This is a genomic window from Ruegeria sp. HKCCE4148 (assembly GCF_017872495.1).
GTDB lineage: Bacteria > Pseudomonadota > Alphaproteobacteria > Rhodobacterales > Rhodobacteraceae > Ruegeria.
The window spans coordinates 372,079-392,875 of the sequence record NZ_JAEDOS010000001.1; the positions used below are offsets into that span (position 1 = coordinate 372,079).

21 protein-coding genes are annotated in these 20,797 nt (G+C 57.5%); 14 read left to right on the plus strand and 7 right to left on the minus strand.

The annotated features are described in order from the left end of the window. Positions 1-3: 3 nt before the first annotated feature. Complete coding sequence (locus tag I9187_RS01855; RefSeq protein WP_171180380.1) at positions 4-846, minus strand: TIGR00730 family Rossman fold protein; 843 nt, start codon at positions 844-846, stop codon at positions 4-6. Between the two features lie 79 nt (positions 847-925). Here I9187_RS01855 and I9187_RS01860 point away from each other — a divergent pair, with 79 nt between their 5' ends. From I9187_RS01860 to dapD, 3 genes are all read left to right on the plus strand, one after another. Continuing rightward, entirely contained in the window at positions 926-1,837 is a 912-nt protein-coding gene (locus I9187_RS01860; RefSeq protein ID WP_171180378.1) for a threonine/serine dehydratase, read from the plus strand. Between the two features lie 44 nt (positions 1,838-1,881). Beyond that, on the plus strand, positions 1,882-2,481 hold the full coding sequence (locus I9187_RS01865) for a GntR family transcriptional regulator (protein WP_171180376.1): 600 nt from the start codon (positions 1,882-1,884) through the stop codon (positions 2,479-2,481). 109 nt (positions 2,482-2,590) lie between these two features. Beyond that, positions 2,591-3,418 carry a 2,3,4,5-tetrahydropyridine-2,6-dicarboxylate N-succinyltransferase gene (gene dapD / locus I9187_RS01870; protein ID WP_171105853.1) on the plus strand — a complete coding sequence of 276 codons (828 nt, stop codon included), beginning with the start codon at positions 2,591-2,593 and terminating at the stop codon, positions 3,416-3,418. 57 nt (positions 3,419-3,475) lie between these two features. Here dapD and I9187_RS01875 read toward each other — a convergent pair whose 3' ends face one another. Continuing rightward, on the minus strand, positions 3,476-3,811 hold the full coding sequence (locus I9187_RS01875; RefSeq protein WP_171180425.1) for a cupin domain-containing protein: 336 nt from the start codon (positions 3,809-3,811) through the stop codon (positions 3,476-3,478). 116 nt (positions 3,812-3,927) lie between these two features. Here I9187_RS01875 and I9187_RS01880 point away from each other — a divergent pair, with 116 nt between their 5' ends. Next, on the plus strand, positions 3,928-4,272 hold the full coding sequence (locus I9187_RS01880) for a hypothetical protein (protein ID WP_171180372.1): 345 nt from the start codon (positions 3,928-3,930) through the stop codon (positions 4,270-4,272). Here I9187_RS01880 and I9187_RS01885 read toward each other — a convergent pair. Further along, positions 4,269-5,327: a transporter substrate-binding domain-containing protein gene (locus tag I9187_RS01885; protein ID WP_171180370.1), complete on the minus strand. Its 1,059-nt coding sequence runs from the start codon at positions 5,325-5,327 to the stop codon at positions 4,269-4,271. The two genes, I9187_RS01880 and I9187_RS01885, sit on opposite strands and share 4 nt — an antisense overlap. 210 nt (positions 5,328-5,537) lie before the next feature. Here I9187_RS01885 and dapE point away from each other — a divergent pair, with 210 nt between their 5' ends. The 3 genes from dapE to rnr are packed head-to-tail and all read left to right on the plus strand — an operon-like array spanning position 5,538 to position 9,562. Then, positions 5,538-6,677, plus strand: a complete 1,140-nt coding sequence (gene dapE, locus I9187_RS01890; RefSeq protein ID WP_171620116.1) for a succinyl-diaminopimelate desuccinylase — start codon at positions 5,538-5,540, stop codon at positions 6,675-6,677. A 3-nt stretch (positions 6,678-6,680) separates the two neighbouring features. Continuing rightward, positions 6,681-7,256, plus strand: a complete 576-nt coding sequence (locus I9187_RS01895) for a TIGR04282 family arsenosugar biosynthesis glycosyltransferase (protein ID WP_171180366.1) — start codon at positions 6,681-6,683, stop codon at positions 7,254-7,256. A gap of 47 nt (positions 7,257-7,303) precedes the next feature. Further along, complete coding sequence (rnr, locus tag I9187_RS01900) at positions 7,304-9,562, plus strand: ribonuclease R (RefSeq protein WP_171712081.1); 2,259 nt, start codon at positions 7,304-7,306, stop codon at positions 9,560-9,562. Here rnr and I9187_RS01905 read toward each other — a convergent pair. Together I9187_RS01905 and I9187_RS01910 are read right to left on the minus strand one after the other, a co-directional pair. Continuing rightward, positions 9,553-9,939: a DUF1801 domain-containing protein gene (locus tag I9187_RS01905; protein ID WP_171180361.1), complete on the minus strand. Its 387-nt coding sequence runs from the start codon at positions 9,937-9,939 to the stop codon at positions 9,553-9,555. The two genes, rnr and I9187_RS01905, sit on opposite strands and share 10 nt — an antisense overlap. After that, the gene (locus I9187_RS01910) at positions 9,936-10,631 is read right to left on the minus strand and encodes a glutathione S-transferase family protein (protein ID WP_171180359.1); all 696 of its coding nucleotides are present in this window, start codon (positions 10,629-10,631) and stop codon (positions 9,936-9,938) included. Before I9187_RS01910 ends, I9187_RS01905 begins: the two co-directional genes overlap by 4 nt. A gap of 84 nt (positions 10,632-10,715) precedes the next feature. On the opposite strand from I9187_RS01910, the gene I9187_RS01915 reads away from it, so the two are divergent. Continuing rightward, positions 10,716-11,429 (plus strand): YafY family protein, encoded by a 714-nt coding sequence (locus I9187_RS01915; RefSeq protein WP_171727865.1) that lies wholly within the window; start codon positions 10,716-10,718, stop codon positions 11,427-11,429. Between the two features lie 87 nt (positions 11,430-11,516). Then, positions 11,517-12,809, plus strand: a complete 1,293-nt coding sequence (locus I9187_RS01920; protein WP_245222909.1) for a lytic murein transglycosylase — start codon at positions 11,517-11,519, stop codon at positions 12,807-12,809. A 398-nt stretch (positions 12,810-13,207) separates the two neighbouring features. Here the strand turns inward: I9187_RS01920 and I9187_RS01925 are convergent, their stop codons facing one another. Together I9187_RS01925 and I9187_RS01930 are read right to left on the minus strand one after the other, a co-directional pair. Beyond that, complete coding sequence (locus I9187_RS01925; RefSeq protein WP_171180353.1) at positions 13,208-14,605, minus strand: aspartate aminotransferase family protein; 1,398 nt, start codon at positions 14,603-14,605, stop codon at positions 13,208-13,210. Positions 14,606-14,679: 74 nt separating this feature from the next. Then, positions 14,680-15,363 (minus strand): GntR family transcriptional regulator, encoded by a 684-nt coding sequence (locus I9187_RS01930; RefSeq protein ID WP_245222912.1) that lies wholly within the window; start codon positions 15,361-15,363, stop codon positions 14,680-14,682. Positions 15,364-15,503: 140 nt separating this feature from the next. Here I9187_RS01930 and I9187_RS01935 point away from each other — a divergent pair, with 140 nt between their 5' ends. The 5 genes from I9187_RS01935 (at position 15,504) to I9187_RS01955 (ending at position 20,796) form a co-directional block, all read left to right on the plus strand. Next, the gene (locus I9187_RS01935; protein ID WP_171180349.1) at positions 15,504-16,589 is read left to right on the plus strand and encodes a polyamine ABC transporter substrate-binding protein; all 1,086 of its coding nucleotides are present in this window, start codon (positions 15,504-15,506) and stop codon (positions 16,587-16,589) included. Between the two features lie 76 nt (positions 16,590-16,665). Next, a complete protein-coding gene (locus I9187_RS01940; protein ID WP_209509698.1) occupies positions 16,666-17,793 on the plus strand; it encodes an ABC transporter ATP-binding protein in 1,128 nt (375 codons plus the stop codon). Then, positions 17,793-18,683: an ABC transporter permease subunit gene (locus tag I9187_RS01945; protein ID WP_171236111.1), complete on the plus strand. Its 891-nt coding sequence runs from the start codon at positions 17,793-17,795 to the stop codon at positions 18,681-18,683. The genes I9187_RS01940 and I9187_RS01945 overlap by 1 nt, the downstream gene beginning before the upstream one ends. Beyond that, entirely contained in the window at positions 18,680-19,498 is an 819-nt protein-coding gene (locus I9187_RS01950; RefSeq protein ID WP_171180347.1) for an ABC transporter permease, read from the plus strand. The genes I9187_RS01945 and I9187_RS01950 overlap by 4 nt, the downstream gene beginning before the upstream one ends. Continuing rightward, positions 19,495-20,796, plus strand: a complete 1,302-nt coding sequence (locus I9187_RS01955; protein ID WP_209509696.1) for an FAD-binding oxidoreductase — start codon at positions 19,495-19,497, stop codon at positions 20,794-20,796. The genes I9187_RS01950 and I9187_RS01955 overlap by 4 nt, the downstream gene beginning before the upstream one ends. The last annotated feature ends 1 nt before the right edge of the window (position 20,797 follow it).

A 20,797-nucleotide genomic window follows, 5' to 3' on the forward strand; every position in this document is an offset into this window, starting at 1 on the left:
AGCTCAGCGCCCCGGAATTTCGTCGCGGGGCGGGGCGGGTTCCCAGTTCTCGATGATCTCGACCGCCTCTTGCGCGGTGTCGACGAACCGGAACAGGTCGAGGTCTTCTTCCGAGATGGTGCCGGCATCGGCCAGCGCTTCCCAATTGATGACCTTTTCCCAGAATTCGCGGCCAAACAGCAGGAAGGGCACGCGGTCCATCCGCCCGGTCTGGATCAGGGTCAGGGATTCGAACAGTTCATCCATGGTGCCAAAACCGCCGGGGAAGATGGTGATGGCGCGGGCGCGCATCAGGAAATGCATCTTGCGAATGGCAAAGTAATGGAAGTTGAAGCTGAGGTCCGGCGTCACATAGAGGTTCGGCGCCTGTTCATGCGGCAGCACGATATTCAAGCCGATCGAACACCCACCCGCGTCCTGCGCGCCACGGTTTCCGGCCTCCATCACACCGGGACCACCGCCGGTGACGATGACGTTCTCACGGCATCCGGTTTCGTTTGACTTTTCGGTCATTAGCCGCGCGAACTCACGCGCCTCATCGTAATATTGTGACAACCCGGCCAAAGTCTCTGTTCGCGCCGTGTGTTTCTGCGACGGTTCCGGAATGCGCGCGCCGCCGAACATCACAATGGTCGAGGTGATCTCGCGCTCGATCATGATCATCTCGGGCTTCAGCAATTCCAGTTGCAGACGCACCGGGCGCAATTCGTCCCGGCACAAGAATTCGTCATCGGCAAAGGCAAGGCGATAGGCAGGTGAACGCGTCTGCGGCGTGTCCGGAACCTCACTCGCGGTCGAGCGGTCGGTCTGCGCGTCGCGGAACGGATTGTGGCGGTCTTCTCTCATAGGTGATCGATCCCTGCTTGCGTGTTCATGAAACAGCTATAGGGTTCGCGATCAGAGCGCCAGTCACGGAAAGACAAGAATGAATTGGAAAAGTGAAATTTCAAAAGCCCGCGACCGTATCGCCGGATATGCACAAGTGACCCCAGTGATGGAAAGCCGCATTCCGGGCTATCCGATCGAGCTAAAACTCGAGCACATGCAGCACACTGGCAGTTTCAAGGCACGGGGCGCGTTCAACACATTGCTCAGCATGGACGTGCCACAGGCAGGCGTTGTGGCCGCGTCCGGGGGCAACCATGGTGCGGCGGCTGCTTATGCTGCGCAGACGCTGGGCTATCCCGCCAAGATATTCGTACCGGAACTGGCAGGTCCGTCGAAAATCGCGCTGATCCGGCAAACTGGCGCGGATCTAAGCGTCGTGTCCGGCGAATACGCCAACGCGCTGACCGCGGCGCAAGAACATGAGGCAGCTACTGGTGCCATGCAAATTCACGCCTATGACGCCCCGGCGACAGTGGCGGGGCAAGGGACCTGTTTTGCCGAATGGGATGCTCAGGGGTTGCAGGCCGATACGGTTCTGGTTGCTGTGGGTGGCGGCGGTCTTATTGCCGGTGCGCTGGCGTGGTTTGACGGCGCGCGCAAGGTCGTTGCAGTCGAACCTGAAACCTCGTGCGCGCTGAACGCTGCGTTACAGGCGGGTAAGCCGGTGGATGTATCTGTCTCGGGTATCGCTGCAAATGCGCTGGGCGCGCGGCGGATCGGACAGATCTGTTTCGATCTGGCGCAAGGCATGAGCTCGGTTCTGGTATCGGATGACGCGATTGCGGATGCGCAAAAGGCGCTTTGGCAGAGCCACCGCATTTTGGTGGAGCCCGCAGGCGCAGCAGCCTTGGCTGCATTGGCGTCGGGTGTCTACCAGCCTGAACCGGATGAGCGTGTTGCCGTTCTGCTGTGCGGCGCAAATATTGCACCGGACCCGTTTGCAGGGTGAATTATCGGCTTGTGAACGGGTAGGGCGGATTTTATCTATAATCCATGTCCGCTACGATTTCCGACACGATCTACCAAAACCTGAGCCAGCAAATCATCACCGGAGAGCTTGAGGCCGGGGAAAAGCTGCGGCAAGACCATATTGCCCGCCAATTTGACACCAGTCACGTCCCTGTACGTGAAGCCCTGTTGCGGCTTGAGGCGCATGGATTGGCCCGGCATGAGCCTCGCCGCGGGATGCGCGTCACCGCGCTGGACCCGGCAGAAGTGCGTGAGGTGATAGAAATGCGAGTGGCGTTAGAGACCCTTGCGTTGCAGCAATCCGTGCAGAACATGTCTCCGGTCGCGTTGGACAAGATCGATCGCGCACGCATCGCCTGTGATGAGGCGCAGACGATGCCGCAATGGGAAGCTTTGAACCGAGCGTTCCATCGTGCCATTCTGACACCTTGTGGCCTACCCCGGCTTTTGCACGCCATTGACGATCTGCATATCGCAAGCGCGCGCCACCTGTTCGCACATTGGCGGTCAAAATGGGTGCAGCAGGTAGACAAGGATCACGCCGCGCTGGTTCAGGCCCTCAGGCGCAGGGATCTGAGCACCGCCAAGGGCATCCTGACCCGCCATATACGCCGCGCAAGCTGACGAAAGGCCGTTTCAGACGCAAAATGATCCATGTTCGTCGCATTGCACCATTGTTTCCACTTGCGTATAGGCCAAACCGACACGAACAGATTCTGTAGGGAGACGCCCCATGTCCAACGCGCAACTGGAAGCCGCCATCGAAGCCGCCTGGGAGGCGCGCGACACAATCACGCCCGCCACCACCGGCGAACAGCGTGAAGCGATCGAGGATACGCTGAACGCGCTGGACAGCGGATCGCTGCGTGTTGCGGAAAAGCTTGAAAATGGCGACTGGCACGTGAACCAGTGGGCCAAGAAAGCGGTTCTGCTGGGCTTTCGCATCAAGGATATGGAAATCCAGTCCGGTGGTCCGCAGGCTGGCGGCTGGTGGGACAAGGTGGACAGCAAGTTCGCCGGTTGGGACGCAAGCCAATGGCAAGCCGCCGGGTTCCGTGCTGTGCCGAACTGCGTTGTCCGCAAGTCTGCCTATATCGCACCCGGCGCTGTTCTGATGCCGTCTTTTGTGAACCTGGGCGCTTATGTCGATGAAGGCACCATGGTTGATACATGGGCCACCGTTGGATCCTGTGCGCAGATCGGCAAGAACGTTCACCTGTCGGGGGGCGTCGGCATCGGTGGTGTCCTTGAGCCCATGCAGGCCGGACCGACCATCATCGAAGACAATTGCTTTATCGGTGCCCGTTCCGAAGTGGTCGAGGGTTGTATCGTACGCGAAGGTTCGGTTCTGGGCATGGGCGTGTTCATCGGCAAATCCACCAAAATCGTGGACCGTGAAACCGGCGAAGTCACCTATGGCGAAGTGCCGCCCTATTCGGTGGTTGTTGCCGGTTCGATGCCTTCCAAGAACAACATCAGCCTGTACTGTGCCGTGATCGTGAAACGGGTGGATGAAAAGACACGCTCGAAAACCGGCATCAACGAATTGCTGCGCGACTAAATTGCCGTATATCCTCCAAGAAGGGCTGTAGCTTGCGCTGCAGCCCTTTTTTGAGCCTTATGCCTTCACCGGATAGCGGTCTGGTTCTTCAAAAACGTCAATCACACGAGAACCCGCTTTGATCTTGCCACCGTGTTCGACACCCGAAGGGATCGAATAGCTGTCGCCCGGGCGGTATATTCTGGTCTCGGTGCCGATGGTCAGTTCGACCTCACCCTCGACGACAGTGCCCCATTGGGCTTTGTGAGAATGTGCGGGCAGTTCAAAATCCTTGAGAAAAGTAAAAAACGCCACCAGCCCAGCATCCGACCGGATCACAGCGGTCTGAACTACATCTTCGGGGAAAGGGACGTCGAGGCTGGGAAATGCTGTGATGAAATCGGGATATGTCATGAAATGGTCCTGTGTTGTCATGGTTCGGCTGTTTACCGGTACTATGGACGCCAGATTGCCCGTCTGCAATTCTGGGCTTCTTGACCGTCGGCGGGCACGCAGCTATGGCCCTGCGCATGGAAAAGCAAAAGAAACCTTCGCGTCAGCAAGTTTATACTCTTCTGGTCCAGATCGGTCGCAAGGATGGTGACGGGCTGCCCGAAGGGGCGACCGGCGCGGCGTTGATCTGCTATGCCAGCGGAGTCGACGAGGCCGAGGCCGTGCGCGAAACGGTGGCCATTCTGAAGCAAGCCGATACAGCGCCGCTGGATGTCACCGGGTATGGCACTTTGGCGGAACGCGAAGCGCAAGGGCATGACATAGAGCCGGACGAGCGTGCCCTAATGCAACGCGCATTGGACGAAAACGCCGTGATCGTCGCGCAGATGACACCGTTTTATGGCGACGAGGCTGAAGCCTAGTTTCGTGTACCGAACCACTTGCGGTAAATTTCGTCGTAAGTTCCATCTTCGCGCAGTGACAGTAAAGCCTGATTGACGTCCTCGACCAGCGGCGATCCTGTCGGGAATGCGATGCCATAGTTTTCGCGCAGGAAGATGCCGCCTGTCATGGACGCAATACGCCGCCCCTCATGCGAGGCGAAATAGGACAGGACTGGCGCGTCAAATACGACTGCGTCAAGTTCCTCGGCCTTGAAGGCGTCCAGCATCTGCTCCAGTCCGGGATAGCCGGTGAATTCGATCTCACGCCGGTTTAGAAAACTTGCCGCGGTCGAGTTGGAAATGGTGCCGACATTTTTGCCGTAAAGATCGTTGACCGAGTTCACGCTGCCGGTAATCGCGTCTACCGTCATGACCGAGGTTATGCGTGCGGTGAAAACCGACACAATGAACAGCGACGACACAACCAGCACGACCCCCAACATTCGCCCAAATGGGGTGCGGGGCATCCGCTCTTCGAAGCCGCCATTCACAACCAAGTTGAGCGCCCACCAGAATGACGGGAACCAGGCTTCGTTCAGTTTGCGGTCGAAATAAGGTTGGGCGCGGCGCTCAAAGCTCCACATCAACATGCCGCCGCCCAGTAGAATGGCAAAGGCCAGACCGATAGCAATGAAGAGTTCTTTGGACAGCAACGCCTGCAACAGCGAGGGCCGACGAACCGCGTCTGACGGCACCATGATCTGCAGCCCTGCCTCAAAGATCGGCTGACTGAAATCCATCTGTGTTTCACGCATCGCCGTGATCGAGATATTGGCGATGGCTAGGTCGGCAGACCCGTCTTGTACGGCACCCAGCATTTCGGAAAAGGCGTCCACACGGTTGACGGAATAGTCCCAGCCCAGCGACTCGGCCAGTGCCGCAAGCAAGTCCATCGAGAAACCCGTTTCATCCCCGTCCTCGACATAGGAAAACGGGGGGCGTGTCACGGTCGTGACGGAAAGGGTCTGTGCCAGGCTCTGCTGTGCGATGACGGCGAAAGTCAGGCAGATCAGAGCGTAAAACGCGCGTTTCATTTTCTTTTCACCTGTTTCGCGGCCCTGTAACGCGATTGTGTGACACACGGCAAGGTGGTCGCTGGGTAAATTGCCATGTTTTGTTGGGGTCTCGCTTTGACACGTCCGGCGTCGGAAGATTGATTTTTTTGTGGATTGGGGTTGGAAAACCGGGCAATTCGTTGAATCTGTGCGCGAACCCGCGAAAGACAAAGCTCCAGAGGCCTCCGCATGACCGACCCCGTTCAATTGACAGCCGACCTGATTCGTTGCCCATCGGTCACACCGGAAGAGGGCGGCGCGCTTGAATTGCTCGACTCGGTTCTGACTGGCGCGGGCTTTGAGTGCACACGTGTCGACCGTGGCGGCATCAGTAACCTGTTCGCGCGGTGGGGCCAGAAAGGCCACGCGCGCAGCTTCGGGTTCAACGGCCACATAGATGTTGTTCCGGTAGGCGACGAAGAGGCTTGGACGATGCCGCCTTTCGGGGCCGAGGTGCGGGACGGTGTGATGTACGGGCGCGGTACCACCGATATGAAATCCGGGGTCGCGGCGTTTGCTGCGGCTGCGATAGACTTCGTGCGCGACACACCGCCGGACGGGGCCGTCATCCTGGCGATTACCGGCGATGAAGAAGGTGATGCGCTGGATGGCACCACCGCCTTGCTCGACTATATGAGCAGCGCAGATGAGCGCATGTCGGTCTGCCTGGTAGGTGAGCCCACATGCCCGAACACGATGGGCGAGATGATGAAGATCGGCCGTCGCGGTTCGATGACGGCATGGTTCACGATCACTGGCGTTCAGGGGCATTCGGCCTATCCGCATCGGGCTAAGAACCCACTGCCTGCGATGGCGCGGCTGATGGATCGGTTGGCAAGTCACGAACTGGATCAGGGCACGGATCACTTCGACGCCTCAACTTTGGCAGTGGTCACGATCGACACGGGGAACGCTGCCACCAACGTGATCCCAGCCCGGAGCAGTGGCGCGGTCAATATTCGTTTCAACGATCTGCATTCCGGTGCGAGCCTAAGCGATTGGTTGCAATCAGAGGCGGATCAGGTGGCTGCCGAGTACGGCGTTGAGGTGGACGTAAGAATCAAGATTTCTGGGGAAAGCTTTCTGACCCCGCCGGGGCCACTGTCTGATCTGGTGGCCAAGGCGGTCGAAGCGGAAACCGGTGTCACGCCCGAGTTGTCCACAACAGGAGGCACATCGGATGCGCGTTTCGTCAAAAATCACTGCCCGGTGGTTGAGTTTGGGCTGGTCGGGCGCACCATGCATCAGGTGGATGAATGCGTCGAGGTGGCACAGGTCGAACAGCTCAAGTCGATCTACACGCGCATCCTGACGGAATACTTTGCCTGACCCATGCCGCGCACATTGGTGATCATGGTCAAGGAACCCCATCCGGGTCGGGTGAAAACACGGTTGGGTCGCGACATCGGCATGGTGGGTGCAGCATGGTGGTTCCGGCATCAGACCCGGTCGTTGATCCGGCGTCTGCGGGATCCACGCTGGCAGATCGTATTGGCGGTGTCCCCGGATGCAGAGGGTCTGAACAGTCGGGTCTGGCCGGCTGATTTGCCGCGCGCCGCACAGGGGCGTGGCGATCTGGGGGATCGGATGGGGCGAATGCTGCGGGGCATGCCCAAAGGTCCGGTTTGCCTGATCGGTGCCGATATTCCGGGAATTTCGCGGGCTCACATTGCCAGCGCTTTTGGTGCACTGGGGCGGTCTCAAATGGTCTTTGGCCCTGCACCGGATGGCGGTTACTGGTTGGTTGGCGCGCAACGCTATGCGGCTTTGCCAGCAGGTCTGTTTCGCAATGTGCGCTGGTCGACGGAACACGCTTTGGCGGACACGTTGGCCACGGTTCCCGGCGCGCGGGTCTCGTTGCTGGATCACCTGCGCGATGTGGATACGGTGGCCGATCTGAAAGCCTGAAGTTTTTTGATCATGACGCGGTCGCAAACGCGTGATAGGCCGAAGATATGACTCGCATCCCCACCAAGCAGGAGGTCCTGGACTGGATCTCGGCGAACCCCACTCTGACGTCGAAACGCGATATTGCCAAGGCCTTTGGCATCAAGGGCGCAGATCGGATTGATCTCAAGCGCATCCTCAAAGAACTTGAGGCCGAAGGGCATCTTGAAAAGCGCAAGCGCAGCTATCGCGACCCGGATCGCCTGCCGCCGGTCAGCGTTTTGCAGGTCAAGGCACCGAACCAAGATGGAGACCTGTTTGCCCGTCCGCTGGAGTGGCATGGTGAGGGGGTCGAGCCCATCGTGCTGATCATTGCCCGCGCCAGTGATCCGGCGCTGGGCGAGGGCGACCGCATTCTGGCGCGTCTGACCGTGGTGCATGAAGAAGATCATAACTATGAAGCTCGCCTGATCCGCCGCATCGGAACCAACCCGCGCAAAATCGTCGGCATCTTCCGCAAGGGCGCCGAAGGGGGGCGGATCGTGCCCATCGACAAGGCCGGATCCACCGAATGGCTGGTTGCCGACGGGGCACTGCTGGGCGCTAAAGACGGCGAATTGGTCGAAGCTGAGCAGGCGGGACCCAAAAATCGCATGGGTCTGCCGCGTGCGCGCATTGTTGAACGTTTGGGTGATCCGACCGCGCCCAAGGCTGTGTCACTGATCGCGATTCATCAGCACGGCATTCCGGATGACTTCCCTGACAAGGTGATTGCCGAGGCGGACAAGGCCAAGCCAGTTGGTTTGAAGGGCCGCGAAGACCTTAGGGAAATGCCTTTGCTCACCATCGACCCTTCGGACGCGCGGGATCATGACGATGCATGCTATGCGCACGCCGATGACGACCCGAAGAACCCGGGCGGGCACGTGATCTGGGTCGCCATTGCAGATGTCGCCGCTTATGTGCAGCCCGGAACTGCCCTGGATCGTGAGGCGCGAAAGCGGGGCAACTCAAGCTATTTTCCTGATCGGGTGGTTCCGATGCTGCCGGATCGTTTGTCGGGCGATTTGTGTTCCCTGCACGAGGGTGTGCCGCGTGCCTGTATCGCTGTGCGGATGCAGATCGACGGAGATGGGAACAAGATTGGACATCGCTTTGTCCGCGGACTGATGCGGTCGGCTGCCTCGCTGAATTACTCAGAAGTACAAGAGGCCATTGACGGCACTCCGAATGATCGCACCGGGCCGTTGCTGGAGCCAGTGTTAAAACCGCTCTATGCCGCGTACGCTGCCTTGAAAAAGGCCCGCGCGGTGCGGCAGCCGCTAGAGCTTGATTTGCCCGAACGTAAGATCGTTCTGTCAGAAACCGGCGAAGTGACGAGCGTGGCGTTCCGCGACCGTTTGGATGCCCATAAGCTGATCGAGGAGTTCATGATCCTCGCCAATGTCGCCGCTGCTGAAACCCTGATTGCCAAGCGCCGCCCGCTATTGTTCCGTGTGCACGAGGAACCCGCGCCTGAGAAGCTTGAAAGCTTGCGGGAAACAGCACAGGCGGCGGGTTTGAACCTGGCCAAGGGGCAGGTATTGCAGACCCGGCATCTGAACGCATTGTTGAACGCGGCTGCGGGGACAGAGGACGCCGAACTCATCAATCTGACCACTCTGCGGTCAATGGCGCAGGCTTATTATAACCCCGAGAACTTCGGGCATTTCGGATTGGCGCTGCGGAACTATGCGCATTTCACATCACCCATCCGCCGCTATGCCGACCTGATCGTACATCGCGCTCTGATCTCGGCCCATGGCTGGGCCAAGGACGGGCTGACTGAAGATGAAATTATGCGCTTGGACGAAATCGCCACGCACATCTCGGACACAGAGCGCCGTTCGATGATGGCGGAACGGGACACAACCGATCGTTATCTGGCCGCCTATCTAAGCGAGCGGGTGGGCAATGAGTTCTCTGGCCGGATCAGCGGCATCGCCCGTTTCGGGGCCTTCGTGAAGATGGACGAAACCGGCGCGGACGGGCTGGTGCCGGTGCGGTCTTTGGGGCGCGAGTTCTTTCATTTCGACCGCGAGGCCGGGACACTGATGGGGTCGGACACCGGCCTGATCATCGCCATCGGTCAGCGTGTCACCGTTCGCTTGACCGAAGCAACACCTGTTACTGGCGGTCTGGAACTGGAACTTTTGTCGATCGACGATCAGGCGCTGCCGCGCGGACGGGGTCATTCCAAGCGGGCGACCCGCCGAAAGGCTGTCAGCACCAAGCGCAAGAAGGACAAGATCAAGCGCAAGGTGGAACGCAAGCGCCGTCAGAGGTGATAGGTCAGCGCCCGGGCGATCAGCCACCCGTGGCGGTTCGGATCTATCTGATGCGGGTCGTCGAACAGAAGGGCACGGGTCCCGTCAATGCGATCTTCATTCGGGAAGGCAGAGGTGAAATCACCCATCAATCGGCTTTGACAATGCACGAACAGTGCAAAACTGGCCGACTTGTGTGCCCCCAGCCGGATCGTTGATCCTTTGGGCGCAAGATACGCAGGTTGGCCCCAGCGCAGCTCCTCTCGCAGCGGGGTGGCCGCGGGCAGAGTTGTTGCCGTATCAATGATCAGGTCACGCAGCGCAAAGGCCCCTGCGCGCGCGGGCGGTGCCAGGGCCTCGAATGCTGCGGCGACTTTGGGGTTATCAAAAGGTTTCAAACGGGTATCGCCTGTTCCATCCGGTCCACGTAACTGTTCAACACCTTATCCTGTTTGATGCGCTGGGTCAGCGGGGTATCCGCAGGCGTTACGCGCATTGCAGCCAGCATCGGACCGACGCTCATATCCGCAGACGTCGGCCTGTCCCCCAGCAAGAACGAGGATTGCCAAAGATAGGCCGAGATCGCTTCAAGATCGCGTTCAACCCTGTCCAACCGTTCGGACAGCGAGAACCGCCCAATCCCTTGAGACGTAATCCCCTTCAGAACAGATTTTCGGATTGCGTTGGACGCAGGCTTGCGGATCAGGGCCGGTATCCCGGTAAAGAAGGTTTCGCGTAGGATCGGCCACACGTCGTCATTGCCCCAACGGTCCAGAACGATGTGAAAATACAGGTGTTCTTCGGCCATGCGTACCAAAGCGCGGGAATGCGCCTTTTCCACATCGGTCAGCCCCTGATCGAAATTTGCGCCGTTGGTTTCCAGCCAGTCGCGGATCAGGTCGCTGTCGGGGATCAGACGCTCGGGTGTGCGCAGAACGGGTAGTTTCTGATGCGGCATCTTTCGGGGATCAAGCATGTCAGAGCGCTGCCATTTCCGGCCGGAATGTTGCAGCATCAAAGCCGTCTTGACGCAGAACGGGCTGGCACTGAACAGGCCGAAGGCAGAAGGATAGGTGAGAAGGGTCAGCATCACTGGGCTCCGTTTGTGGGGATGCTTGATACGTAGTCGGCACTGATGACAGTTTCTGACATTAGGTTTAAGCTAGGGTGCATCATGTCTCGCACCGCCCGACTCTTCCAATTGATGCAGGCCCTGCGTTCTGGCCCGTCGCCCAAAACCTCAGCGCAACTAGCGCAGGATCTGGATGTGTCTGCCCGGACCATCCATCGCGATATCGATGCGCTGCGTGGTCTGGGGGCCGTGATCGACGGCGAAGCGGGGTTTGGGTTTACTCTGATCGAGGATGCAACATTGCCCCCGCTGGGCTTCACCGATGATGAGCTTGAGGCGCTGGTTCTGGGCCTGCGTGAAGTTCAGGTTATTGGTGATCCGGCTTTGGCAGAAGCTGCCAATGTTGCCCTTCGAAAGTTGCAGGGCCGCTTGCCCGCGCGTCAGTCGCACCGATTGAGTCACGCAATTTTGGCGGCCACCCGGTTTGACCGACCCCCGGCACCGACGATTGACGCGGCAACACTAAGACAGGCGGCTTGGGATGAGCGTGCAGTAGAGTTTTCGTATGCCGACGCAAAGGGAGAGGCCACGCGGCGGCGCGTAGATCCGCTTAGCATCGTCTATATGGACCGTTCGAACGTGTTACTCAGCTGGTGTCATCTGAGGCAGGATTTCCGCGTTTTTCGCCTCGACCGGATGCAGGATATGTGTGTGACGGATCAAAGCTTTAGGCCAAACCGGGTGCCGATGCTGCGCGATGTGCTGGCCCGCATACGCGCAGACCGGGAAGCACAAGACTGCGAGGCAGGTACCTGAGCGCTTTGTGATTTACCGATTTTGCGCTACCCTAAGGGTGAGCAGTAATCAGGAAAAATCGGTATGCATAAATGCGTAGGCGGCGTCATGACCGTCGCATTATGGGCATCCATGGTGCAGGCGGACACAACAAAAACTGGAAAATGGTCGGGCGGCAATATGCTTGGCGAAACGATACAGCTGGCCTCGGCAGACTTGGCTGTTTCGCTTCGACCCGTTCCGCGACCATCAATCGAGGCGCTGCAGGTGTCTGCGGCTGCGGCAGCGCGGTTTCAGGTTTGGCTGAGCGCGTTTCAGGATAGGGCGCGACAGCAGGGCATATCGCAAGGAACGCTGTCTAAGGTGTTTTCGGACATAACGTTTGACGAAGACATTATCGCGCGGGATCGAAATCAGGCGGAATTCTCGAAACCGATCTGGGAATATCTCGATTCCGCCGTCTCGGATACGCGCCTGTCCAATGGTCGGGCCGCAATGCAACGGCACCGGCAGGTGCTGAAGCAGATCGAGGCTGAATACGGAGTCGAGAAAGAGGTGGTCACGGCAATCTGGGGGCTGGAAACCTCGTTTGGGTCCTACCGTGGCAGTAGCCGCACGCTCAGGTCTTTGGCGACACTGGCTTTTGATGCACGGCGTGCTCAGTTCTTCGAAACTCAGTTAATCGCTGCCCTAAGGATCGTGCAGGCAGGCGACGTAAGCGCTGCAAATATGTTGGGCAGTTGGGCGGGCGCGATGGGCCACACGCAGTTCATGCCGACCTCGTATCTGGATCATGCGGTCGACTTTGACGGAGATGGCCGTCGCGACATTTGGTCAGATGACCCAACGGATGCGCTGGCTTCGGCGGCGTCGTATCTGGCGCAACACGGCTGGACTAAGGGGCAACCTTGGGGTGTCGAAGTGCGATTGCCTGCGGATTTCGATTACGCGTCGGCGCGGCGCGACTTCACCCAGATGCCGTCCGAATGGGCCGCGCAGGGTGTTGTGGGAACCGATGGCAAAGCAGTTCCGGATCACGGTCAGGCCGCGATTCTGCTTCCCGCAGGCGGGCGGGGTGTTGCCTTGATGATCTTCGACAATTTCAAAGTGATCGAGGCGTATAACGGGGCCGACGCGTATGTGATCGGCATCGGGCATCTGTCCGACCGGCTGGCCGGAGGTGTACCGTTTCGATCCGACTGGCCGCGCGCTGACCGCGTGTTGAGTTTCACCGAGAAAAAGGAACTGCAAACCCGCCTGACCAATGCCGGGTTTGATACAAAGGGTATAGATGGGCGCGCTGGGCCAAACACGATCAGCGCGGTGCGCGCATACCAACTGGCGCAAGGTTTGCGGCCAGATGGGTATCCAACTGAGGAATTATTGGAGCGGCTGCGATAAGGCAGTCGTAAAACCCAGGGCCGGCTCAGTTTCAAACGCGGGCGCTGACTGCGTCTTTCACGATTTGGCATTGTGAAGCCTCCCGTCTGCCACCACTCACACGGCAGACAGGAGGTAGACCCTGCGGGATGGCAGGTTGCGATACAGGCCGAGGTAATATTCTTCCGAATCGCATTCGAATATTTGAAGCTGACGTGGGTGAAATCAAGTTTTTTGTCGCGCGTAAACTTATGGTAGCTGTTGGCAAGAGGTCTCGTAACTATTGACGACTGTCTTCTCAAAGGTGGCAACGTGCAGAGTTCTACGTCTGGGTTTGCAGTAAGAAACGTAAGTTTGAAGCCAAATAAGAAAAGGGACGCTGTTCAAAGCGTCCCCTGACTCTATAATTGCGAAATGGCTTACGAGGCCGCTTTCATCAATCCTTGTGCGATGATCTCGGCCTGCGCCTCATCCAGCGATTTGTGGATTCGCACGAACATCTCGTCGATATCTGCGGGGGTCAGGATCAGCGGGGGTGATATGATCATCCGGTCGCCGACATGGCGCATGATCAGGTTGTTGGCAAAGCACCGGTCGCGACAGATATAGCCGACAGTGCCTGGCTCGGACGCGAATTTGGCGCGGCTGGCCTTGTCTGGTGTCAACGCGATTGAGGCCATCATGCCGACAATCTTTGCCTCACCGACCAACGGGTGTTCGGCCAGAGCCTCCCATTTTTCCTTCAGGTAAGGGGCAGCTACATCGCGTACATGCTCGACGATTTTCTCTTCTTCAAGAATGCGCAGATTTTCCAAAGCTACGGCAGCGGCGACCGGATGGCCGGAATAGGTGTAGCCGTGGTTGAACTCGGTGCCGCCGATCACTTGGGCAATCTCGTCGTTCACGATTGATCCACCGATGGGCGCATAACCGGAGCTCAGGCCCTTGGCGATGGTCATGATGTGCGGCTTGATCCCGACGGTTTGCGAACCGAACCAATTGCCGGTACGGCCAAATCCGCAGATGACCTCGTCGGCGATCAAAAGGATGTCGTACTTGTCACAGATACGCTGGATTTCCGGCCAATAAGTATCCGGCGCGACGATCACGCCGCCTGCGCCTTGCACGGGTTCGGCGATAAAGGCTGCAACGCGGTCTTCGCCCAGTTCCAGAATGGCTTCTTCCAGTTCGCGTGCGCGGGCCAGTCCGAATTCTTCGGGCGACATGTCACCACCTTCGGCCCACCAATTGGGTTGGTTGATGTGGTGAATGTTTGGAATCGGGATGCCGCCTTGCGCGTGCATTCCTGCCATACCTCCCAATGAGGCCGAGCCCACGGAAGACCCGTGGTAGGCATTATGGCGGCTAATGATGATGTTCTTATTCGGCTGGCCTTTTTCGGCCCAGTAAGTTCGGACCAGACGGATATTGGTGTCGTTGGCCTCGGACCCGCCCGCCGCAAAGAAGACGTGGTTCAGATCGCCAGGCGCCAACTCGGCAATCTTTGCGGCCAGCGCTATGGCCGGAACGTGGGTCGTTTTGAAAAATGTGTTGTAATAGGGCAGTTCACGCATCTGACGTGCGGCTACTTCGGCCAGTTCGTCGCGACCGTAACCGATATTGACGCACCACAAGCCAGCCATGGCGTCAAGAATCTCTTCGCCCTCGCTGTCGGTCAGATAGACCCCCTTGGCGCGAGTGATCACGCGTGCGCCTTCCTGACCCAGCGCGCCGTTGGCAGAAAATGGATGAAGGTGATGCGCGGCGTCCAGTGCCTGTAGTTCGGCGGTTGGCATATGGTTGGTGATGGTGGACATCTGAGGCTCTCCCACAAAAGCAGTGGTGATCACAATATGATCAAATTTTGGACTGTCAATCGAATCGGACGAAATCAGCCTGATGTGAGCGACTCCGAGATCAATTCCATACCCTGTTCAATGTCCTGAGCGGTAGCTTTTGCCGCCTTTTGAGCGTCTCCGTTTCGTAATGCGCTGATTATATCCTTATGCCGATCAGGCAGGCTTTGCGTGCCAAAGCGACCGCACACCACACGCAGAGACGGGCCAAAACGCAGCCACAGTCTTTCGGCAAGATCACTGAGAATCGCTGCATTGGCGTGGGAATATAGCGATTCATGAAAGGCCTGGTTCAAACGCAGATAGCCCCCAACGTCGCCATCTGCGATCATATGATCCAGCTGTTTGTCGATACGCTCAAGATGATCTATGTCGTCTGCCTGTAAATTCGCAGTGGCGAGTCTGGAAAGCTCTGATTCTATTGAGATTCTGGCGAAAATCATCTGCTCAATGTCGTCGGAGGTCAAAAGCGGAACGCTAACGCGGCGGTTACCTTGAAATACCAAGGCCCCGTCCGAAATCAGCCTACGGATTGCCTCGCGGACCGGGGTCATTCCAACACCCAGCGAATCAGTCAGACCCTGGATTGTGACGGGTTGCCCAGGGACCAATTCCCCAAACAGGATCTGCGACCTGAGGGTTTGATAAACCTGCTCGTGCGCGGGCTGTTTCCCGCTTTCGGCTTGCGGCGAAGATGCCTTATTTTTGATCAAATCCAATTGGTTCATCCTATTTCGACATACCCTGACTTGTCAGGTGACAGACCTCGTGAAACCATACGCTGGATCAGGGAAAAACGCAAAACTTGATCAAATCCAAAAAAACGGGAAAATAGCCGTACACTTGCAGGGAGAAGAATATGACAATCAAAACGCTGACCATGACAGCGGTCATCGCATTGGGGACTTCAGCGGCTTTCGCTGAAGAGGTGCGTGTCTACAACTGGTCCGACTACATCGACGAAGAGCTTCTGAGCAAATTCGAGGAAGAAACTGGTCTGACCCTCATCTACGACGTGTTTGACAGCAACGAGGTTCTGGAAACCAAGATGCTGGCTGGTGGTTCGGGCTATGACGTGGTGGTGCCTTCTGGCACGTTCCTTCAACGTCAAATTCAGGCAGGGGCGTTTCAGGAACTGGATGCGGCCAAATTGTCGAATGCGGGCAACCTTTGGGACGTTATTCAAGAGCGAACTGCTGGATATGACCCAAACAACGCCTATTCGATTAACTATATGTGGGGCACCACGGGCATTGGTGTGAATGTCGACAAGGTCAAAGAAGCCTTGGGCGACGATGTGGCACTGAACAGCATGGATCTGGTTTTGAAGCCAGAGAACATGGAAAAACTGGCGGCGTGTGGTGTTCATTTCCTTGATGCGCCAGCCGAAATGATACCAATGACCTTGCAGTACATCGGTGAGGACCCCGACAGCCACGATCCGGATGTGATCAAAAAAGTTGAAGACGTTCTGACAAGCGTTCGCCCTCATATCCAGAAATTCCACAGTTCGGAATATATCAACGCGCTGGCGAATGGCGATATTTGCGTTGCCGTGGGTTGGTCAGGTGACATCCTGCAGGCACGAGACCGCGCAGCCGAAGCCGAGAACGGTGTGAACATCGAATATCATCCGTTCGCGGAAGGATCGCTGATGTGGTTTGACCAAATGGCGATCCCGGCGGATGCACCGAATCCGGAAGGCGCGCATAAGTTCCTGAATTTCATCCTGGATGCCAACAACATGGCTGCCGCGTCCAATTACGTCTACTACGCCAACGGCAACGAAGCTTCGCAGGAGTTCCTCGAGGAAGACGTGATCGGCGATCCGGCGATTTATCCGGATGAGGCCACGATGCAAAACCTGTACATCACGACGCCATATCCCGCGAAAACGCAGCGCGTCGTGACTCGTCTTTGGACCAAGATCAAGTCAGGTACCTGATCGGAGTGAACAAGCGCGGGGCGGTCAGGAAACCGCCCCGCTGCAATATTGTCCTTTAAGACAAGCGGGGGCTGCCTTGAATTCTGACGTCTTTGCGCCGTGGGATGACCCACAGGCGAAACCCTTGATCCAGTTTCAGAACGTGACCAAGCGCTTCGGTGAGTTCACGGCGATCGACAATCTGTCACTGGATATTTTCGAGCGTGAATTCTTTGCCCTGCTTGGTCCGTCGGGATGCGGCAAGACAACGATGATGCGGATGCTTGCCGGGTTCGAAACCCCAACCGAAGGCCATATTCTACTGGGCGGTCAGGATATCGACCCGATCCCACCGAACAAGCGGGCCGTGAACATGATGTTTCAGTCATATGCCCTTTTCCCGCATCTCAGCGTCTGGGAAAACATCGCGTTTGGTCTGCGCCGGGACAACATGCCGAAACATGACCTGGATGAGCGTGTTGAAGAGATGTTGCGTCTGACACGGTTGGAGCAGTTTGCCCGCCGTAAGCCGCATCAGATTTCAGGTGGACAACGACAGCGCGTGGCTTTGGCGCGCTCGCTGGCGAAGGCTCCAAAACTTCTGCTGTTGGACGAACCGTTGGGCGCGCTCGACAAGAAACTGCGCCAAGATACGCAGTTCGAATTGATGGATATTCAAGAGAAAACGGGCACGACTTTCGTGATCGTCACCCACGACCAGGAAGAAGCCATGACCGTTGCTAGCCGCGTGGCAGTGATGGATCAGGGGCAGCTGATGCAGGTTGCCACGCCCGACCGGATTTATGAAAACCCGGCTTCGGTCTATGTCGCTGATTTCATTGGAGATGTGAACATTATCGAAGGCCGTGCAGCCCCATCGGGGGAGGATACTTATCAGATTGATTGGGCCGAAGGTCAGGCCCCTTTGACGGCGTCATCGTCAACCGGATTCTCGAACGGTCAGTCTTGTCATCTGGCGATCCGCCCTGAAAAAGTGACTATCTCTGCCGAGCGGCCGGCCGATGCGGTCAACGCCGTTCAGGGCAAGGTTCATGACATTGCCTATCTGGGCAATCTGTCCACCTATCACGTCGAACTGCAAAATGGCACAATCATCAAGGCGCAGACGGCCAACACCCGCCGCATCTCGCGCCGTTCGTTCACCTGGGAAGACCCGGTCTGGCTGTCCTGGACAGCGACGGCTGCGGTTTTGTTGGCCAACTGATGCGCCGCGCTGTTCTGATCGCCATCCCTTATGTCTGGCTGTTGGCATTGTTTCTGGTGCCGTTCTTCATTGTCTTGAAGATTTCACTGTCGGACACGGCGCTTGCCATTCCGCCCTATACTCCGACTTTGGACTTTTCAGCCGGTTGGGCGGGGATCAAAGATTTCTTCAGTCAGCTGGATTTTGAGAATTATGTCTGGCTCACCGAAGACGATTTGTATTGGAAAGCCTACCTGTCCAGCGTCAAGATCGCTTTGATCTCGACCTTCCTGACGCTGTTAGTTGGCTACCCTATTGCCTATGGCATGGCACGTGCACCCCAGGAATGGCGTCCGACGCTGATGATGCTGGTTATCCTGCCCTTCTGGACCTCATTCCTAATCCGGGTTTACGCGTGGATGGGTATTCTTTCGAACGAAGGGTACCTGAATCAGATTTTGCTTTGGACGGGTCTCATCTCGACCCCGCTGACGATCCTGAACACCTCGACCGCTGTCTATATCGGCATCGTTTACACCTATCTACCCTTCATGATCCTGCCTATCTACTCGGCTTTGGAGCGCTTGGATGGATCACTGATCGAGGCAGCCGAAGATCTGGGATGTTCCCGTTTGCAAGCGTTCTGGCTGGTGACGATTCCGCTGTCCAAACCCGGGATCATCGCGGGTTGCTTCCTTGTGATGATCCCAGTGATCGGTGAGTTTGTGATCCCCTCGCTTCTGGGCGGTTCAGGTACGCTGATGATCGGCAAGGTTCTGTGGGAGGAGTTCTTCTCGAACCGAGACTGGCCGGTGGCCAGTGCTGTGGCCATCGTGTTGCTGTTGATCCTGGTGATTCCCATTGTGCTGTTCCAGCGGAACCAGCAGAAACAGGCGGAGGCCGACGGATGAACAGATTAAGTTGGTTCAATACGGTTTCGCTGACGTTGGGATTTGCGTTCCTGTACATCCCGATGATCATCCTGATCGTTTTCAGCTTTAATGAAAGCAAGCTGGTCACGGTCTGGGCCGGGTTTTCTACCAAATGGTACGGAGAGCTTCTTCAGAACGAGGCGTTTTTGGATGCTGCCTGGGTCACGATCCGGGTCGCGGTGTTTTCGTCGACACTGGCAACGATTCTGGGAACGGCTGCCGCTTATGTGCTTGTCCGAAGCGGGCGGTTCTTTGGCCGGACGCTGTTTTCCGGCATGATCTATGCACCGTTGGTGATGCCCGAAGTGATCACCGGTCTGTCACTGTTGCTGCTGTTTATCGGAATTGGTCTGGATCGCGGTATTCTGACCATCGTGCTGGCCCACACGACCTTTTCGATGTGTTTCGTTTCGGTTGTTGTGTCCTCGCGCCTCATCACTTTCGATCGCTCGTTGGAGGAAGCTGCGCTGGATTTGGGATGTTCACCGGCGCAGGCGTTCCGCCTTGTTACCCTGCCGATCATCGCACCGGCGGTGATCTCAGGTTGGTTGCTGGCCTTCACCTTGTCGCTGGACGATCTGGTGATTGCCTCTTTCACCTCGGGGCCGTCGGCCACGACATTGCCGATCAAGATCTTCTCGGCCGTGCGCCTTGGCGTCAGTCCGGAAATCAACGCATTGTCCACGATCATGATTGCCGTGGTGACAGTTGGGGTGATTACGGCCTCGCTTGTGACCAAACGGGCGATGGTCAGGCAGCGGCAGGATGAGATGGCCGCGGCACGCACCGAATGAAGCGGGTATTTCCCGACTACGCTTATAGCGACGCACCACGCGACGGCTGTTGGTGGGACGAAACAGTGCCTGCCTTGGATTGGCCAGAGTTGCAGGGCGACACGAAGGTGGATGTCGCGGTTGTTGGTGGCGGGTTTACTGGCGTTTCCGCTGCCCTGGATTTGGCTGAAGCCGCTTCAGTTGCGGTCTTCGAAGCTGGTCCGCCGGGGTGGGGTGCGTCGGGGCGAAATGGCGGTTTCTGCTGTCTCGGTGGGTCCAAACTTAGTTCAGCGATGATGGAGCGTCGCTACGGGCGCGCTGCGGCGCAAGCCTATGCTGCGGCGGAAGAAGATGCGGTGAACCTGGTCGCCGCTCTTCTTGACCAGCATGGGATAGCAGCAGACAGACATTCCAGCGGAGAAACCCAATTGGCGCATTCGAACCACGCCATGGACGTGTTGCGCAGAAACCAAGATGAGATGGGCGTGCTGCATGATGCAGCAGACTTACCCGGGTTGGGATTGGGCGGTCCCTTTTTGGGTGGGTACACGCACCCGGTTGGCTTTGGCCTGAACCCTCGCAAATATTTGTTTGGGCTTGCGAAAGCAGCGGAAGCTTTGGGTGCGCGCGTGTTTCAAAACAGCCCGGTGCAGCGTATCGATAAAACTGCATCAGGATTTGCTTTGAAAACACATACTGGGCAGGTCAACGCAGAAATCGTGCTGATCTGCACCAACGGGTATTCCAGCGAAGACATTCCAGATTGGATGTCGGGTCGGTACATGCCTGCCCAGTCTACGGTTATGGTTACGCGACCGCTCAGCCAGGCCGAGCAAATGGAACAGGGCTGGACGTCGGACCAGATGTGTTACGACACGCGTAACCTTCTGCATTACTTCCGCCTGATGCCGGACGGGCGATTTCTGTTTGGCATGCGGGGCGGTCTGCGGTCCTCAGTGCAGACAGAAGCATCCATACGGGCAAAGGTTCAGCAGGATTTCAAAAAGATGTTTCCGGCCTGGTCACAGGTTGAAGCCACGCATCTTTGGTCCGGATTGGTGTGCATGTCCCGTGCGCTGACGCCTTATGTCGGTCCCATACCTGAGCAGCCGGGCATGTACGCTGGCTTTGCATATCATGGCAACGGCGTCGCTATGGGAACCTATTGTGGCCGAGCCTTGGCAAGGCTGGCCTTGGGGCAGAATGCCGGCTTGCCCACGCTCATGAGTCAAACACCTCAGCGGTTTCCAATGGGACGTTGGCGGCGGGCAATCATGCCGCCAGCCTATGCCCTTATGGCTCTTGCGGATCTTAGATAAA

Bases quoted from the DNA above. Each gene is read 5' to 3' on its own strand.
- I9187_RS01855 (WP_171180380.1), bottom strand. From the start codon at position 846: ATGAGAGAAGACCGCCACAATCCGTTCCGCGACGCGCAGACCGACCGC.
- I9187_RS01860 (WP_171180378.1), top strand. From the start codon at position 926: ATGAATTGGAAAAGTGAAATTTCAAAAGCCCGCGACCGTATCGCCGGA.
- I9187_RS01865 (WP_171180376.1), top strand. From the start codon at position 1,882: ATGTCCGCTACGATTTCCGACACGATCTACCAAAACCTGAGCCAGCAA.
- dapD (WP_171105853.1), top strand. From the start codon at position 2,591: ATGTCCAACGCGCAACTGGAAGCCGCCATCGAAGCCGCCTGGGAGGCG.
- I9187_RS01875 (WP_171180425.1), bottom strand. From the start codon at position 3,811: ATGACATATCCCGATTTCATCACAGCATTTCCCAGCCTCGACGTCCCT.
- I9187_RS01880 (WP_171180372.1), top strand. From the start codon at position 3,928: ATGGAAAAGCAAAAGAAACCTTCGCGTCAGCAAGTTTATACTCTTCTG.
- I9187_RS01885 (WP_171180370.1), bottom strand. From the start codon at position 5,327: ATGAAACGCGCGTTTTACGCTCTGATCTGCCTGACTTTCGCCGTCATC.
- dapE (WP_171620116.1), top strand. From the start codon at position 5,538: ATGACCGACCCCGTTCAATTGACAGCCGACCTGATTCGTTGCCCATCG.
- I9187_RS01895 (WP_171180366.1), top strand. From the start codon at position 6,681: ATGCCGCGCACATTGGTGATCATGGTCAAGGAACCCCATCCGGGTCGG.
- rnr (WP_171712081.1), top strand. From the start codon at position 7,304: ATGACTCGCATCCCCACCAAGCAGGAGGTCCTGGACTGGATCTCGGCG.
- I9187_RS01910 (WP_171180359.1), bottom strand. From the start codon at position 10,631: ATGCTGACCCTTCTCACCTATCCTTCTGCCTTCGGCCTGTTCAGTGCC.
- I9187_RS01915 (WP_171727865.1), top strand. From the start codon at position 10,716: ATGTCTCGCACCGCCCGACTCTTCCAATTGATGCAGGCCCTGCGTTCT.
- I9187_RS01920 (WP_245222909.1), top strand. From the start codon at position 11,517: ATGACCGTCGCATTATGGGCATCCATGGTGCAGGCGGACACAACAAAA.
- I9187_RS01925 (WP_171180353.1), bottom strand. From the start codon at position 14,605: ATGTCCACCATCACCAACCATATGCCAACCGCCGAACTACAGGCACTG.
- I9187_RS01935 (WP_171180349.1), top strand. From the start codon at position 15,504: ATGACAATCAAAACGCTGACCATGACAGCGGTCATCGCATTGGGGACT.
- I9187_RS01945 (WP_171236111.1), top strand. From the start codon at position 17,793: ATGCGCCGCGCTGTTCTGATCGCCATCCCTTATGTCTGGCTGTTGGCA.
- I9187_RS01950 (WP_171180347.1), top strand. From the start codon at position 18,680: ATGAACAGATTAAGTTGGTTCAATACGGTTTCGCTGACGTTGGGATTT.
- I9187_RS01955 (WP_209509696.1), top strand. From the start codon at position 19,495: ATGAAGCGGGTATTTCCCGACTACGCTTATAGCGACGCACCACGCGAC.